This window comes from Microvirga sp. TS319, from assembly GCF_041276405.1.
In the GTDB taxonomy this organism is placed as follows: domain Bacteria; phylum Pseudomonadota; class Alphaproteobacteria; order Rhizobiales; family Beijerinckiaceae; genus Microvirga.
Genome location: NZ_JBGGGT010000002.1, coordinates 188591 through 205207 on the forward strand (window position 1 = coordinate 188591; position 16617 = coordinate 205207).

A 16617-nucleotide genomic window follows, 5' to 3' on the forward strand; every position below is an offset into this window, starting at 1 on the left:
CATGAAGGACAAGGCCATCGCGCTGCACGATGTCGACCTGAGCCTTGGGCGCGGGGCGGCCCGGGTGCATATTCTGAAAGGAATCTCGCTTGACGTCGACAGGGGCGAGGCGGTCGGTCTCGTGGGGCCTTCGGGCTCCGGAAAATCCACCCTGCTCATGACGATGGCGGGCCTCGAGCGCCCGGATTCGGGCCGGGTGATCGTCGACGGCACCGATCTGTCGGGCCTCGACGAGGACGCGCTGGCGCGCTTTCGCGGACGGCGCATCGGCATCGTGTTCCAGTCCTTTCATCTCGTCCCGACCATGACGGCGCTCGAGAACGTGGCGCTGCCCCTGGAACTGGCGGGCGAGGACGACGCCTTCGAGCGGGCCGAGGCCGAGCTCAAGGCGGTCGGCCTGGGGGGCCGGCTCCATCACTATCCGGCGCAGCTCTCCGGCGGCGAGCAGCAGCGCGTGGCCATCGCCCGCGCCATCGTGCCCAATCCCGCCATCCTGGTGGCGGACGAGCCCACCGGCAATCTCGACGAGACGACGGGCCAGTCCATCGTCGACCTGCTATTTGCCCTCAAGCGCGACCGCGGGGCGACCCTGGTGCTGGTGACCCATGACCTGAACCTCGCCCGCCTCTGCGACCGCATGGTGCGTCTGCGCTCGGGCCAGGTCGATGCCGACGCGGCTCCGGCCGTCGCGTAAGGGAGTGAGCGCATGCACGGCACCCTGTCCGCGCCGCGGCGTCGAGCCCCGGCCTCGCGCCTGCCGCTTCTCCTGCGTCTGGCCCTGCGCGAACTGCGCGGCGGCCTGAAGGGCTTCGGCATCTTTCTCGCCTGCATCGCCCTCGGGGTGGCGGCGATCGCGAGCGTCTCCTCCCTGTCGCGGTCGCTGACGGAAGGCATCTCCCGCGAAGGCCGGCGGATCCTCGGCGGCGACATGGCCTTCTCGTTGATCCAGCGGGAGGCGAGCGGGCCCGAGCGGGCCTTTCTGGACGGAAAGGGCCGCGTGAACGTCATCGCGTCCATGCGCGCCATGGCGGTCGCGGGCGACAAGGGCTCCGGCCTCGTGGAGATGAAGGCGGTCGATGCCGGCTATCCGGCGGTGGGCCTCCTCGAAACCGATCCGCAGCTCGCGCCCGCCGATCTCTTCGCGGAGCGGAACGGCGCCTACGGGGCGGCCGTCGATCCGGCGCTGCTGGCGCGCCTCGACCTGAAGGTGGGCGATCGCGTGACGGTGGGCGGCGCGAATGTGGAACTGCGCGCGCGTCTCGTGACCGAGCCCGACCAGATCGCCGATGGCATCGGGTTCGGTCCGCGTCTGCTGATCTCCCAGGATGCCTTGAGGGCGACGGGCCTCGTCCAGCCCGGCAGCCTCGTGCGCTGGACCTATCGGCTGGTCTTGCCTCCGGCCCTGTCCAACGAGGAGGGGCTCGCGCGGATCGAGGCGGAGGCGAACCGGGTGCTGCCCGAGGCCGGGTGGCAGATCCGCACGCGGCTGAATGCCGACCCGCGCTTTGCCAAGAATATCGAGCGCTTCACCCAGTTCCTCACCCTCGTCGGCCTCACGGCCCTTCTGGTCGGCGGCGTCGGGGTCGCCAATGCGGTGCGCGGCTTCGTGGACCGCAAACGCGCCTCCATCGCCACGCTGAAAAGCCTCGGCGCGCCGGGCGGCCAGGTGGTGATGCTGTATCTGACGCAGGTGATGCTGATCGCGGCCGTCGGCATCGGCATCGGCCTTGCGGTCGGAGCGGCCCTGCCCTTCGTCCTGACGGGGCTTTTCGGCCATCTGCTGCCCATCCCGATCCAGCCGGTCGTCGCGGTTCCGGAACTCGGCGTCGCGCTTCTCTACGGCGTGCTCACGGCGCTCGTCTTCGCCATCGCGCCGCTGGGCCGCGCGCACGACGTGCCGGTCTCGGGGCTGTTCCGCGACCAGATCGATCCGGAGCGGCGCTGGCCGCGCCGACGCTATCTCGCGGCGCTGGCCCTGTCCGTCGCGGCGCTGGTCGCGCTCGCGGTGATCGCGGCCTATGACCGGCGCATCGCGCTCATGTTCGTGGCTGCGGCGGCGGGCTCCTTCCTGCTCCTGCGCATCGTCGCCATCGGCATCATGGCGCTCGCCCGCCGCCTGCCGCGGCCCCGGCGCACGGCGCCGCGCCTCGCGCTCGCGAACATCCACCGGCCCGGCGCGCTCACGCCCTCGCTGGTGCTGTCGCTCGGGTTGGGGATCACGCTTCTCGTCACCCTCTCGCTCATCGATTCGAACCTGACGAGGCAGCTGACGCAGAGCCTGCCCGAGCGCGCGCCGAGCTTCTTCTTCCTCGACATTCCCAACCAGCAGGCGGATGCGTTCGAGGGTTTCCTGAAGGAGCAGGCCGCCGATGCCCGGGTCGAACGCGTGCCGATGATGCGCGGACGGCTCGTCAGCCTGGGCGGACGGCCCGTCTCCGAGGTGAAGGCCCCTGAGGATATCGCCTGGGTGCTCGAGGGTGACCGCGGCATCACCTACGCCAAGACCCTGCCGGAGGGCTCGAAGCTCGTGCAGGGGGAATGGTGGCCCGAGGACTACCGGGGCAAGCCGCTCGTGTCCTTCGACGGCAAGATCGCGGAGGGTCTGGGGCTGAAGGTCGGGGACGACATCGTGGTCAACGTGCTCGGCCGCAACATCGCCGCCACCATCGCCAATCTGCGCGAGGTCGAGTGGCGCTCGCTCGGCATCAACTTCGTGATGGTGTTCTCGCCCAACACTTTCGCGGGGGCTCCGCACACGCATCTGGCGACCGTCACCTTCCCGCACGGGTCCGATGCGGCCACCGACGCCAGGATCATCAGACGCTCGGCCCAGGCCTTTCCAATGGTCACGAGCGTGAGGGTGAAGGACGCCCTGGAAGCGGTGAACGATGTTGTCTCCCAGCTCGTCATGGCGATCCGCGGCGCGAGCTCCATCGCGCTCGTGGCAAGCCTGCTCGTGCTCGCGGGCGCGCTCGCGGCGGGGCATCGCGCCCGCCTCTACGATGCCGTGGTGCTGAAGACGCTGGGCGCCACCCGGGCCCGGCTGCTGTCGGCCTACGCTCTCGAATACGGCATGCTCGGCCTCGCCACGGCTGCCTTCGGGCTCCTGGCCGGCGGGATCGCGTCCTATTTCATCGTCACCCGCCTCATGAACCTAAGCTTTAGCCTAGATTTATCTGGCGCGCTTCTCGCGTCGGCCTTGGCCGTTCTAGTGACGATCGGCCTGGGGTTGATCGGGACATGGCGCATCTTGAGTCAAAAGCCGGCCCAATACTTGAGAAATCTTTAAGGCCGAGCTCGCCCTCGGGCATTATCGGGAGGCGCCTTGCGTTTTTTGGGGAGCGGCTTCTACTCCGCTCCCCAAAACTATTGCTCACAAAAAGGTGAAGCTTGGCGTTGCCTCTTGCGAAGCAAGGGCGGTCCCCTCATATTTCCGATGTCGCCGGGAATCGCCGGCGGCCGAGGGCTGACTCCCCAGCCTTTCGAGGGAACACAACGGGACACCGTGAGAAAGGACTCCGATGCAACCGTATGAGCAAAACCAAACCGCCTATGGCACCGGCTTTGCCCGGACGGCGGCACAGGTCGACCAGGGCCTGCGCGCCTTCATGCTCGGCGTCTACAACAACATGGTCCTGGGTCTGGCGATTTCGGCTGTGGTCGCGCTCGGCATCAACATGCTGGCCACCACGAGCGATCCGTCTCAGGCGGTCGCCCGCATGGGCGGCATCGGCCTGACCCAGTTCGGCGCGACCCTGTACGGCTCGCCGCTGATGTGGGTTGTGGCGCTGGCGCCTCTGGCCTTCATCTTCTTCTTCTCGTTCCGCATGGACCGCATGTCGGCGGCCTCGGCCCGCGGCACCTTCTTCGTCTTCGCGGCGGTGATGGGCGCTTCGCTCTCGACGCTGCTGCTGCGCTATACGGGCGCGAGCGTCGTTCAGGTGTTCTTCATCACGGCGGCGTCCTTCGGCGCGCTGTCGCTGTGGGGCTACACCACGAACCGCAGCCTGTCCGGCATCGGCTCGTTCCTGATCATGGGCCTCTTCGGCCTGATCATCGCCTCGATCGTGAACATCTTCGTCGCCTCGAGCGCGCTGCAGTTCGGCATTTCCGTGATCGGCGTTCTGATCTTCGCGGGCCTCACGGCCTACGACACCCAGAAGCTGAAGGAGATGTATCTCTACGGCAACTACGACACCGAAGCCGCCGGCAAGGTCGCGGTCTTCGGCGCGCTTCAGCTCTATCTGGACTTCATCAACATGTTCCAGTTCCTCCTCGCGCTGCTGGGCAACCGCAACCAGTAAGAGCGAACGGATTTCGAACCTCCAATGAGCCCCGGCGCAAGCTGGGGCTTTTTTCTTGAGCGGGTTTCTTTCTTGGGCGGATTTCTCAAGCGGAATTCTCGGGTGGAATTCTTGGGCGGATTGCCCGCGGCGCAGCTTCCGCCTACCAATGGCGCATGAGCCTTCTCGTGCGCCCCTCGGCCGACGCGGACCTGCCCGCCATCGCGGCCATCTATGCCCATGCCGTGACACACGGCACAGCCTCCTTCGAGCTCGATCCGCCCGACGAGGCCGAGATGGCGCGCCGCCGGGAGGCGGTTCTCCAGGCCGGCTATCCCTATCTCGCGGCGGAGCGGGACGGCGAGATCCTCGGCTATGCCTATGCGGGTCCCTACCGCACCCGGCCGGCGTACCGGTCGACCGTCGAGGATTCGATCTACGTCGCGCCCTCCGCTCAGGGACGGGGCGTCGGGCGGGTTCTGCTGGAGCGTCTCATCGGGGAATGCGTCGCGCGGGACTTCCGGCTCATGGTTGCCGTGATCGGCGACGAGGACTCGAAGAGCTCCATCGCCCTGCACAAGAGCCTCGGCTTCGAGCCTGTCGGCGTCCTCAAGGGCATCGGCTACAAGCACGGGCGCTGGCTCTCCACCGTGCTGATGCAGCGTCCTCTCGGGCCCGGCATGGCCGCGCCGCCGTCGCGGCCCGTCGCTTAGCTCGGCTCAGCTTCGCCGCATGCGCGCGGCGGCCTTCGTTCCGAGCAGCAGGGCGAGCCCGGTCAGGGCGACGGCCCCGATCACGCGGCTCGTGTTCCTCGCCGAGGACGGCAGGCCCTTGCGCTCGCGCCACCCGCCGCTGACGCCTCGCCCGGCCGGGCTCGGATCGAGCAGCGCGCCTTCCGTGCGGGGGGCGGGGGACGCGCGCTTCAGGGCCCGGCGCATGGCCGCACCCATCAGATGCTCCGTCGGGCCGGGCGCCAGGGCATAGGCGATCTGCGCCGCGCGGGCGGGCCAGCCGACCGCCACCTCGTCACGCGGCCAGCGCACGAGCGACACGAAGGTTTCCGCAACGTCCTCGGGCGCGTAGACGATCGGCCCGATGTCGATCCGCCGTCCGGACACATTAGCCCCATGCGCGAAGCCCGGCGTGTCGACGATGGCGGGAAACACGCCGCAGACATGGATATCCGGCCAATCCTTCAGCTCCTGCCGCAGGCTCGCGGAAAAGCCGCGCAGGCCGAATTTGGAAGCCGAATAGGCGGCTGCGAAAGGAGACGGCGCCCATCCGCCGATCGAGATGGTGTTGATGAGAATGCCGTGACCCTGTCTCAGGAAGAGCGGCAGAACCGCATAGGCTCCGTGCATCGCGCCGAGCAGGTTGACCTCGATGGTGCGCCGGTGCAGGGCGAGGTCCGCGTCCTGATAGGGGCCGAAGACGCCCGTGCCGGCATTGTTGATCCAGACATCGATGCGCCCGAAGGCGCGCTGCGCCTCTTCCGCCAGCCCGGCGACGGCTGCGGCATCGGTCACGTCGGTCGGCACGGCAACAGCTTCTCCGCCCAGGTCCCGGCATTCGCGCGCCGCTTCCTTGAGCAGATCCGCACGCCGCGCCGCCAGAGCGACGCGAGCCCCGCGCTGCGCGAAGGCACGGGCCGCCGCGCGGCCGATGCCGCTCGATGCTCCCGTGATCACAACGGAAAGGCCGGCCATCTCGTGTGCCATGGAATCCTCGGGAATCGTCGTCGCTGCATGATCCTGCGGCAACGCGAGGGGCGGAAGGGTGTTCCGGAGGCAGGCTTACGGATGAAGGCGTCATGTGGCAGCGGGCAGGATCAGTTCGACACCACCTTAGGCTTGTCGAGCACGCGCAGGACGCGGGCGAGTTCGTGTCCGCGCTTGAGGATCAGGCCCGTCGAGACGATGATCGAATACGCGCCCTGCTTCTTGGCGAGCTTGGGATCCTTTTCGATACGGTAGAGAGGCATTTCCGATGTGCGCCGGTAGACCGAGAAAATCGCCTTGTCGGGAGTGAAATCGATGGCGTAATCGCGCCATTCGCCGGCGGCCACCATGCGGCCATAGAGATTGAGAATGGTCTGCAGCTCGGCTCGGTCGAAGGACACCTGCTTCGGCGCGGCGGGGAAGGGCAGGATGCGAGCCGAGCTCTGCACCGAGCCGCCGCGCAGCGGCTCCGAGATGTCGCCTTCGCTCATGAAATCTCCCATCCTGTTCGTCTCATGCTGATGATGGGTCCGGCTCAGGATCGGATCAAGGCGTAAAGATCATATGAATCGCTCGTTTCAGGGCAAATCTTATTCCTGCCGCAATCGCGCCCATAAGGCGCCTCACTAAATGGCGTAAATGCTTGCGTTGCCTCGACGGCCCGGCTTGCCCATCGGCTTGGACACGTCAGCCCCCCAGCCCTCCAGGCTTTTGGAGAGCCGGGCCACCAACCCTCGAGACACAGGCCGCCTTTCCAGGCGGCCTTTCTTTTTTCTGCAGCATCGGACGTGACATCGAAGTCCCATCCAATGCTGTCAGTCTATAGTCTCAAGCCTCTTCTCACCCAAAGCCGGTTCCCACCTTTGGGTCCGACGCTCTAAAATCCCGCCAGCACGATTTTGCCCCGGGCGCGGTTGCTCTCGATGAAGGCATGCGCCTTCCTGAGATGGGCGGCGTCGATCGGGCCCATCACGTCCGCGAGCGTCGTCCGGATCGTGCCGTCGTCCACGAGGTGTGCCGCTTCGTTGAGAATCTCATGCTGCCGCTCCATGTCGGCCGTCTGGAACGTCGAGCGCGTGAACATGGATTCCCAATGGATCGAAACGCTCTTGCCCTTCAGAAGCCTGATGTCGATGGGGTTTTGCGGATCGTCGATCAGCGCGAAGCGACCCTGGGGGGCGATCATCTCGGCGATCTCGGGAAAATGCGCCTCCGTGTGGGTGATCGAGAACACGAAGGCGGGAGCGCCGATGCCCAGCGCCTTCACCTGCTCGGCGAGAGGCTTCGTGTGGTCGATCACGTGGTGGGCGCCGAGCGTCCGGCACCATTCCTGCGTCTCGGGCCGAGACGCCGTGGCGATCACCGTCACGTCGGTGAGGCGACGCGCGAGCTGGATTGCGATGGAGCCGACGCCGCCCGCACCGCCCACGATCAGGATGGCATGGGCCGCGCCCTTGACGGGCCTGCGGATGTCGAGGCGGTCGAACAGGGTCTCCCAGGCCGTCAGGGTCGTCAGCGGCAGGGCCGCGGCCTCCTCGAAGCTCAGGCGCGCGGGCTTCCGGCCGACGAGCCGTTCATCGACCGCATGAAACTCCGCATTGGTGCCGGAGCGCGTGATGGCGCCCGCATAGAACACCTCGTCGCCCGGCTTGAACAGGGAGGCCTCCGACCCGACCGCCCGAACGATGCCGGCGGCGTCGTAGCCCAGCACCTTGTACGTGCCGGGTTCGGGCACGGCGCGGCGGCGCACCTTGGTGTCCACGGGATTGACGGAAATCGCCCTGACCTCCACCAGAAGGTCCCTGGCTCCCGGCTCGGGGCGGGGCAGCTCGATATCCATCAGGGAGGCTTCCGAATCGATCGGCAGGGATTGCTGGTAACCGACGGCGCGCATGGCTTGTCTCCTTATCGATGGAGACAGAGTCGAGCACAGGGGCTATGATTGCAAGAACGCACATTAAGCGCCCATAGTGTCAAAAAGGATACCGTCATGCCGCGTGCCGCCAGGAAGCCGACCTCCTCCGGATGCTCGGTCGAGCGTGCGCTCAATCTCATCGACGGCAAGTGGAAGATTGTCATCCTCTACAAGCTCCTGCGCGGAACCCTGCGCTTCAACGAGCTGCGCCGGCTCATTCCCGGCGTGACACAGCGAATGCTCACGCATCAGCTGCGGGAGCTGGAGGCGGACGGCCTGATCGTGCGCGTGGTCTATGCGCAGGTTCCGCCGCGAGTCGAGTATTCGCTCTCGGCCCGCGGACAGAGTCTGGAACCGGTCCTCATGGCGCTGAAGCACTGGGGAGACACGAATCTGTCGTCTCTCGAGGCGAAAGCGGCATAAAATTGCTGCCTCCGCAGAAACTTAACCCTCAGACCGGAAGACTCTAGGGTTGTGTTGCGCGATCGGATACTCTGTGGCAACGCTCGCGCAACGAACATAAGAGGATACGCGCATGAAGCTGGAAACGCCGACCAGCGGAAGCGAACTGACGGCCGAGGCCGTTGCGGTTCTGGAAGCCGGGCATAAAGCCATTCCGCCTACCTTCGTCCGTGATCTTTACGGGCGCGTCCCGCCCGAGGATCTGGCGGCCTATTCGCCGGCCGCGCTCGCCGAGCTGGCCGCAGCGGCCTACGAGCATCTCAAGGCGCCCCGGGTCGGAGGAGGGGAGGACATCCGCCTCGTCGATCTGGAGGTCGAGCGCGAGGGCCGGCGCCGGGACGTGACGGTTCTCGAAATCGTCAACGACAACATGCCCTTTCTGCTCGACTCGACCCTCGCCGAGCTGGTCGACCTGGGCTATGAGCCGTATCTCGTCGCGCATCCGATCCTGGCCGTGGAGCGTGACGCCCAGGGCGGCCTCGTGCGCCTCGTGGGCGAAGCCACCGGCACCGGCCGTCACGGCGTCAAGCGCGAGAGCTTCATCCACGTCCATCTGCCGCGTATCGACGACGCCGAGACCCGCGAAACGCTCGTCGAAACCATGCGCCGCGTCCACAAGGACGTCTCGCTCGCGGTGCACGACTGGCCCGCGATGCGCGCCCGCATCACCGAGATCGTTCATAACTACCGTCTCAATCCGCCGCCGCTGCCGGACGACGAGGTGAAGGAAGCCGTGGCCTTCCTCGACTGGATCGCGCGCGACAACTTCACGTTCCTGGGCCTTCGCGAATACCGGCTGCCGGCCGGCGATGCCGCCGCCGATCCCGTGGAGGGGTCGGGCCTGGGGCTTCTGCGCGACCCGTCCGTGCGGGTGCTGCGCCGCGGGCGCGAACTGGTGGCGATGACGCCGGAAATCCGCGCCTTCCTGGAAAAGCCCAAGGCGCTCATCATCACCAAGGCGAACGTCAAGTCGCGCGTCCATCGCCGCGCCCATCTCGATTATATCGGGGTCAAGCTGTTCGACACGGACGGCAGGCTGCAGGGCGAGCTGCGCATCGTCGGCCTCTTCACCGCGAGCGCCTATACCAACACGACGTCGGAGGTGCCGTATCTGCGCCTCAAGGTGGCGCACGTCGTCCAGCGGGCCGGGTTCGATCCGTCGAGCTATGCGAGCCGCGCGCTGCTCAACGTTCTCGAGAATTACCCGCGCGACGAGCTGTTCCAGATCGACGAGGACACGCTCTATCACTTCGCCATCGACATCATGAACCTGTCGGAGCGTCCGCGCGTGCGGGCGCTGGCCAGGACCGACGAGTTCGACCGCTTCGTGTCGGTGCTCGTCTTCGTGCCGAAGGACCGCTACGACACGAGCGTGCGCCAGCGCATCGGGCAGTTCCTGGCGGGAATCTACGAGGGGCGCGTATCCGCCTCCTATCCGGCCTATCCGGAAGGTCCGCTCGCGCGCACCCACTACATCATCGGGCGCGACGAGGGACAGACCCCGCAGGTCTCCCGCGACACCCTGGAAAAGGGCATTTCGTCGATCGTGCGCACCTGGGGCGATTCCTTGCGCGACCAGCTCGACGAAACCATGGGCGGCGCACGCGCCCGTGCGCTCGCGGCCCGCTATGCGGATGCCTTCAGCGCGGCCTATCGCGAGGCCTTCGGGGCGGATCAGGCGATCAAGGACATCGCGCTCCTGGAGCAACTGTCCGAGGCCCGTCCCCGGGCGGTCGATCTCTATCGCCGCGAGGGCGACGGCGAGACGCGCGTCAACCTGAAGGTATTTTCGCGCGGCGCGGCGCTGCCTTTGTCGGACCGCGTCCCGCTGCTCGAAAATCTCGGCTTCAGGGTGGTGAACGAACGGACCTACCGCGTGGTCTCCACGGGCGTGACGGGCATGGATCGCGTCTGGCTCCACGACATGGCACTTGAGCGCGCCACGGGCGGCGCAATCAGGATCGACGAGATCCAGGCGCTCATCGAGGCGGCCCTGCTCGCCCTGTTCCGGGGGCTCGCGGAATCGGACGGCTTCAACCGTCTCGTGCTCGAAGCCGGGCTCGGCTGGCGCGACGTCGCGATGGTTCGCACGCTCGGCCGGTACCTGCGCCAGATCCAGGTGGCCTATGCGCAGGATTATCTGGCCAACACCCTCTCGCGCCATGCCGCGATCACCACGAACATCGTCAAGCTCTTCTACATGCGCTTCGACCCCCGGCACGGGGGCAAGGCGGAGGCCGAAGCCGCCGTCCGCTCGGCCATCGAAGAGCAGCTCAAGGACGTCACGAGCCTCGACGACGACCGCATCCTGCGCCGTTTCATCAACCTGATCGAAGCCGCGGTGCGCACCAACTTCTTCCAGCTCGAAGGCAACGGCCTGCCGCGCCAGACCATCGCGTTCAAGTTCGAATGCGCGAAGGTGGAGGGGCTGCCGCTGCCCAAGCCCCTCTACGAGATCTTCGTCTATTCGCCACGGGTCGAAGGCGTGCATCTGCGCTACGGCAAGGTCGCGCGCGGTGGCCTGCGCTGGTCCGACCGTCCGCAGGATTTCCGGACCGAGGTGCTGGGTCTCGTGAAGGCCCAGCAGGTCAAGAACGCCGTGATCGTGCCGGTCGGCGCCAAGGGCGGCTTCGTCCCCAAGCGCCTGCCGCCCCCGAGCGACCGTCAGGCCTGGCTCGCGGAAGGCACCGAGAGCTATCGCATCTTCGTGCGCACGCTCCTGCAGCTCACCGACAACATCAAGGGCGATCACGTGGTGCCGCCCGCCGACACGGTGCGCCACGACGGGGACGATCCCTATCTCGTGGTCGCGGCCGACAAGGGCACGGCCACCTTCTCCGACATCGCCAACGAGATCTCCCTCGAGAAGGGGCATTGGCTCGGCGACGCCTTCGCGTCCGGCGGCAGCCAGGGCTACGACCACAAGAAGATGGGCATCACCGCCCGCGGCGCCTGGGAGGCGGTGAAGCGCCACTTCCGCGAGATGGACATCGATATCCAGAAGGAGCCGGTGACGGTGGCGGGCGTGGGCGACATGTCCGGCGACGTGTTCGGCAACGGCATGCTGCTCTCGCGGGCGATCAAGCTTGTCGCCGCCTTCGACCACCGCGACATCTTCCTCGATCCGAGCCCGGATCCGGAAGCATCGTACAGGGAGCGCGAGCGCCTCTTCAACCTGCCGCGCTCGAGCTGGCAGGATTACGACAAGGCGCTGATCTCGGCCGGCGGCGGCGTCTTCCCGCGCAGCGCGAAATCGATCAAGCTGTCCGCGGAAGTGCGCGCGCTCATCGACCTCGACAAGAGCGAGGCGACGCCCGCGGAGGTAATGTCCGCGATCCTCAAGGCCAATGTGGGCCTGCTCTGGTTCGGCGGCATCGGCACCTATATCCGCTCGTCGGCCGAAACCGACGAGCAGGTGGGCGACCGCGCCAACGATTCGATCCGCATCGCCGGCACGGATGTGCGCGCCAAGGTGATCGGCGAGGGCGCCAATCTGGGCGTCACGCAGCGCGGCCGCATCGAGGCGGCGCAAAGCGGTGTCCGCCTCAACACGGATGCCATCGACAACTCGGCGGGCGTCAACACCTCCGATGTGGAGGTGAACATCAAGATCGCGCTCGCCACGCCCGAGCGTGACGGGCGGCTGACGGAGGAAGCACGCAATGCGCTTCTCGCCGCCATGACCGACGAGGTCGCGGGCCTGGTGCTCCGCAACAACTACCTGCAGACCCTGGCGCTCTCGCTCTCCGAGCAGCACGGCGTCGCCGATCTCGGCTTCGCCAGCCGCCTCATGCAGATGCTGGAGGCTCAAGGGCGCCTCAACCGCAAGGTGGAATACCTGCCCGACGACGCGACGCTCACGGAGCGCGCCCGCCGCGGCGAGGCCCTCACCCGGCCGGAACTCGCCGTGCTGCTGGCCTATGCCAAGCTCTCGCTGCACGACGAGTTGCTCGACAGCGCCGTCCCCGACGATCCCTACCTCGGCAAGGAACTCGAACGCTATTTCCCGGCCGAGATGCGCGAGCGCTTCCCGGACGCGATCGCAAGCCACCGCCTGCGCCGCGAGATCATCGCGACGCAGCTCGCCAACGCCATCATCAACCGGGGCGGGCCCACCATGGTGGCGCGGCTCGTCGACCAGACCGGGGCGGATGCGCCGACCATCGCGGCGGCCTATGCGGCCACGCGCGATTCCTTCGGCATGACCGAGATGAACGCCGCCATCGACGCCCTAGACGGGGTGGTGCCGGGCAGCCTGCAGCTCACTCTCTACGGCGAACTGCAGGATCTGTTGATGAACCGCATCGTCTGGTTCATCCGCAACATGGATTTTTCGAGCCACTCCCTCGACACGATCATCGGCGCCTACCGGTCCGGGATCGCCGAGATCGAGCGCGGACTGCCGGAGACCCTGTCGCCCGAGGCGCTCACTGCCTTGGACGCCCGTGCGGCGGCGCTGATGGAGCTCGGCGCTCCCGAGGATCTGGCGCGCCGCATCGCGGCCCTGCCGGATCTGGTGGCGGCTCCCGACATCGTGCTGACCGCCCAGAAGACGGGCAAGCCCGTGAGCGACATCGCCTGCACGCATTTCGCCCTCGAGGCGGCCTTCCGCCTCGGTTCGCTCATCAGCGCGGCGCATGAGATCGCGGTCAGCGATTATTTCGACCGCCTGGCGCTCGACCGCGCCATCGACAGCATCGCCTATGCCCATCGCGGCCTGACGGCGGAGGTCGCCGCACAGGACATCTCCGGCGTGGACGCGGTCCGGGCGTGGAGCGAGAAGCGGGGTGCCGACGTGGAGCGCATCCGCAGCGCGGTCGACAGCATCGTGTCCTCGGGCCTGACCCTGTCCAAGGTCACCGTGGCAGCGAGCCTGCTCGGCGATCTGGCGCGGACGGGCTGAGGCGTGGCGCGGATCATCGACGAAGACAGGCCGGCGAGCGGGAGCGGGCGGCAGGTCCGGCCCGTCATGGCCTCGCGCCCCGCCATACTGGGTTGGCTTCTGTTCGACTGGGCCTGCCAGCCGTTCTTCACGCTGGTCACGACCTTCGTGTTCGCGCCGTATTTCGCGGCCTCGCTCGCGCCCGATCCCGTGACGGGCCAGAGCCTGTGGGGCTACGCGACGGCGGCGGCGGGCTTCGCTCTCGCGATTCTCTCGCCCGTTCTCGGCTCGGTGGCCGACGCCACGGGGCCGAAGAAGCCCTGGATCGCCGCCTGCGGCCTCGCGCTGTTCGTGGCCTCCTTCGCCCTCTGGTACGCCGCGCCGGGCGCGCCGCATGCGATCGCAACCGCCCTGGTCGGCTTCGCCTTCGCGACGATCGCCGTGGAAGTGGCGGCCGTGTTCAACAACGCGATGATCCCGCATCTCGTGCCGCCGGATCGCTACGGGCGGCTCTCGGGTACCGGCTGGGCAATCGGCTATCTCGGCGGGCTGATCTCGCTGGTGATCGTGCTGGGCTTCCTCGCGGCGGATGCAGGCAGCGGCAGGACGGTTCTCGGCTTCACGCCTCTCTTCGGGCTCGATCCCGTCTTACGCGAAGGCGATCGGGTCACCGGTCCGTTCTCGGCCCTGTGGTTTCTCGTCTTCGTCCTGCCGCTCTTTCTCTTCACGCCCGACATCGCGCGCTCCAAGCTGCGGTTCGGCGAGGCAGTGCGCCAGGGGCTCGCGCAGGTGCGGAGCACGCTCGAGGACGCCCGGCGGCACGAAGGCGTGCTGAGATTCCTCATCGCCAACATGGTCTATCAGGACGCGCTCGTCGCGCTCTTCGCGTTCGGGGGCATCTATGGCGCGGGTGTCTTCGGATGGCAGGCGACGGAACTCGGCCTCTTCGGCATCCTGCTCACCATCACGGGAACGGCCGGGGCGCTGATCGGCGGGCGTCTCGACGACCGCTTCGGCGCGAAGCCCGTGATCCTGGGTGCGATCCTGGTGCTCGCCCTCGTCTGCGTGGGCGTGCTGTCGCTCGGCCGCGAGCACGTTCTCTTCGTGATTCCGACCGCACCGTCCGCGCCCGACGGCGGCCTCTACGATTCCGCGCCCGAAAAGCTGTTCGTTCTGCTCGGCCTCGTCATCGGGGCAGTGGCAGGGCCGCTGCAGGCCTCGTCCCGCAGCATGCTCGCGCGGCTCGTGCCGGCCCGCGAGGCCGGGCGCTATTTCGGTCTGCTGGCCCTGTCCGGCAAGGTCACGTCCTTCCTGGCGCCGCTCGCCGTGGCTCTTGCCACCGCGATCTTCAGGACGCAGGCCGCGGGACCGGCGGTGCTGATCCTGTTCCTGCTCGCGGGTTTCGCCCTTCTGAGCGGCGTGAAGAAGGCGTAAGCCGATTGTCTGTCAGTTCGTCATCCCCGACGCCGGGCTGGGGATTCAGTTCTTTCTTTCAGACGTAGCGCATCGCGCGAAACAGTGGCCCCGGTTTTTCGCGAGATCGATGCGCTCTTTCCAAGAAAGGAGCATCGGATCGAATCCCAAAGGTGCAAATCCGCTTCCGCGTCCGATGCTCAAGTGCTGCCAAAGACGTGGATGGCCGGGACGAGCCCGGCCATGACAGAAGGAGCGTGGGGACAGCTCTGACATTCAGTGCCTGAAATGCCGATGGCCCGTGAAGACCATGGCGAGACCGGCCTCGTCGGCGGCCTTGATGACCTCGTCGTCGCGCATGGAGCCGCCGGGCTGGATCACGGCGGTGGCGCCGGCCTCGGCTGCGGCGAGCAGGCCGTCCGCGAAGGGGAAGAAGGCGTCGGATGCCACGACCGAGCCCTTGGCGAGGGTCTCGGGCAGGTTCGCGGCCTTAGCGGCCTCCGCTGCCTTCCAGGCGGCGATGCGGGAGGAATCGACGCGGCTCATCTGGCCCGCGCCGATGCCGACCGTGGCCAGGTCCCTGGCATAGACGATGGCGTTCGACTTCACGTGCTTGGCGACCCGGAACGCGAAGCGCAGATCCGCGAGCTCGCGCTCGCTGGGCGCGCGCTTCGTCACCACCTTCAGGTCCATGGCGTCGACGATGGCGTTGTCGCGGCCCTGCGCCAGGAAGCCGCCCGCCACCGTGCGGATGGTCAGGCCCGGCTGGCGCGGATCGGGCAGGGATCCCGCGAGCAGCAGGCGCAGGTTCTTCTTGGCGGCCACGATGGCGATGGCCTCCTCGCTCGCTTCCGGCGCGATGATCACTTCCGTGAAGATCTCGGTGATGGCTTTTGCCGCCTCCGCGTCGAGCGGGCGATTCATGGCCACGATGCCCCCGAAGGCGGAAACGGGGTCGCAGCGCAGGGCCTTCTCGTAGGCCTCAACGAGGCTCTTGCCTTCCGCCACGCCACAGGGGTTGGCGTGCTTGACGATCACGATGGCGGCGGAGCGGTCCGGGTTGAACTCGGCCACGGCCTCATAGGCCGCGTCGGTGTCGTTGATGTTGTTGTAGGAGAGCTGCTTGCCCTGTACCTGGCGGGCGGTGGCGACGCCGGGGCGCTGCTCGGGGGTGCGATAGAAGGCGGCGCTCTGGTGCGGATTTTCGCCGTAGCGCATCACCTCCGCGATCGCGCCGCCAATGGCCCTGAAGGGCGGGTTCGGCTCGTTCAGCTCGTTGGCGAACCAGTTGGAGATCGCGGCGTCATAGGCGGCCGTGCGGGCATAGGCCTTCTGGGCGAGGCGGCGGCGCAGGGTCGCGGTAACGGCGCCGTCGTGCTGGGCGAGATCGAAAAGGACCGCGGCATAATCGGTGCCGTCCACCACCACGGCCACGTCGCCGTGGTTCTTGGCCGCCGCGCGGATCATGGCGGGGCCGCCGATATCGATGTTCTCGATGCAGTCGTCGAAGGGCTTGCCGGCCGCCACCGTCGCCTCGAAGGGATAGAGGTTCACGACCAGGAGGTCGATGGGCTGGATGCCGTGGGCGAGCATCGCCGCCTGATGCTCGGGGTTGGCCCGGATGCCGAGGAGGCCGCCATGAACGGCGGGATGGAGCGTCTTCACTCGCCCGTCCATCATCTCGGGAAAGCCCGTGAGATCGCTCACGTCCTTCACCGGAAGGCCGGCCTCGCTCAATGCCTTGTGCGTGCCGCCGGTGGAGACCAGCTCGACCCCGCGCTCGGACAGCGCCCGGGCGAAGTCCACGAGACCCGTCTTATCGGATACGGAAAGCAGAGCGCGGGAGATGCGCTTCGGATCGCTCGGCATGGCGGCCGCTCCATTGAAGGGGTAAGAATGCGGGCGCGATAGCACGATGAATCCGGGTTGGGAACCCGAGTGGCC

Annotated in this window: 11 protein-coding genes; 7 read left to right on the forward strand and 4 right to left on the reverse strand. The window is 67.3% G+C overall.

Features of this window, described 5'->3' with window-relative positions:
* The first annotated feature begins 1 nt into the window (after position 1).
* From AB8841_RS10355 to AB8841_RS10370, 4 genes are all read left to right on the forward strand, one after another.
* Positions 2-694 carry an ABC transporter ATP-binding protein gene (locus AB8841_RS10355; protein ID WP_370435775.1) on the forward strand — a complete coding sequence of 231 codons (693 nt, stop codon included), beginning with the start codon at positions 2-4 and terminating at the stop codon, positions 692-694.
* Positions 695-706: 12 nt separating this feature from the next.
* Positions 707-3289, forward strand: a complete 2583-nt coding sequence (locus AB8841_RS10360; RefSeq protein WP_370435776.1) for an ABC transporter permease — start codon at positions 707-709, stop codon at positions 3287-3289.
* Between the two features lie 232 nt (positions 3290-3521).
* Positions 3522-4304, forward strand: coding sequence for a Bax inhibitor-1/YccA family protein (locus AB8841_RS10365; protein WP_370435777.1), 783 nt, complete (start codon positions 3522-3524; stop codon positions 4302-4304).
* A 155-nt stretch (positions 4305-4459) separates the two neighbouring features.
* On the forward strand, positions 4460-4996 hold the full coding sequence (locus AB8841_RS10370) for an N-acetyltransferase family protein (RefSeq protein WP_370435778.1): 537 nt from the start codon (positions 4460-4462) through the stop codon (positions 4994-4996).
* A gap of 6 nt (positions 4997-5002) precedes the next feature.
* Here AB8841_RS10370 and AB8841_RS10375 read toward each other — a convergent pair whose 3' ends face one another.
* The 3 genes from AB8841_RS10375 to AB8841_RS10385 all read right to left on the reverse strand — a co-directional run bounded on the left by AB8841_RS10375 (position 5003) and on the right by AB8841_RS10385 (position 7895).
* Positions 5003-6001 carry an SDR family oxidoreductase gene (locus AB8841_RS10375; protein WP_370435779.1) on the reverse strand — a complete coding sequence of 333 codons (999 nt, stop codon included), beginning with the start codon at positions 5999-6001 and terminating at the stop codon, positions 5003-5005.
* 110 nt (positions 6002-6111) lie between these two features.
* Positions 6112-6492 carry a DUF2794 domain-containing protein gene (locus AB8841_RS10380; RefSeq protein ID WP_370435780.1) on the reverse strand — a complete coding sequence of 127 codons (381 nt, stop codon included), beginning with the start codon at positions 6490-6492 and terminating at the stop codon, positions 6112-6114.
* A gap of 386 nt (positions 6493-6878) precedes the next feature.
* On the reverse strand, positions 6879-7895 hold the full coding sequence (locus AB8841_RS10385) for a zinc-binding alcohol dehydrogenase family protein (protein ID WP_370435781.1): 1017 nt from the start codon (positions 7893-7895) through the stop codon (positions 6879-6881).
* 96 nt (positions 7896-7991) lie between these two features.
* Here AB8841_RS10385 and AB8841_RS10390 point away from each other — a divergent pair, with 96 nt between their 5' ends.
* The 3 genes from AB8841_RS10390 (at position 7992) to AB8841_RS10400 (ending at position 14694) form a co-directional block, all read left to right on the forward strand.
* The gene (locus AB8841_RS10390) at positions 7992-8339 is read left to right on the forward strand and encodes a winged helix-turn-helix transcriptional regulator (RefSeq protein ID WP_370435782.1); all 348 of its coding nucleotides are present in this window, start codon (positions 7992-7994) and stop codon (positions 8337-8339) included.
* Positions 8340-8451: 112 nt separating this feature from the next.
* The gene (locus AB8841_RS10395; protein WP_370435783.1) at positions 8452-13281 is read left to right on the forward strand and encodes an NAD-glutamate dehydrogenase; all 4830 of its coding nucleotides are present in this window, start codon (positions 8452-8454) and stop codon (positions 13279-13281) included.
* 66 nt (positions 13282-13347) lie between these two features.
* Positions 13348-14694, forward strand: a complete 1347-nt coding sequence (locus AB8841_RS10400) for an MFS transporter (RefSeq protein WP_370439240.1) — start codon at positions 13348-13350, stop codon at positions 14692-14694.
* A 255-nt stretch (positions 14695-14949) separates the two neighbouring features.
* On the opposite strand, the gene purH is transcribed toward AB8841_RS10400, so the two are convergent.
* The gene (gene purH, locus AB8841_RS10405; protein WP_370435784.1) at positions 14950-16542 is read right to left on the reverse strand and encodes a bifunctional phosphoribosylaminoimidazolecarboxamide formyltransferase/IMP cyclohydrolase; all 1593 of its coding nucleotides are present in this window, start codon (positions 16540-16542) and stop codon (positions 14950-14952) included.
* Positions 16543-16617 lie beyond the last annotated feature (75 nt).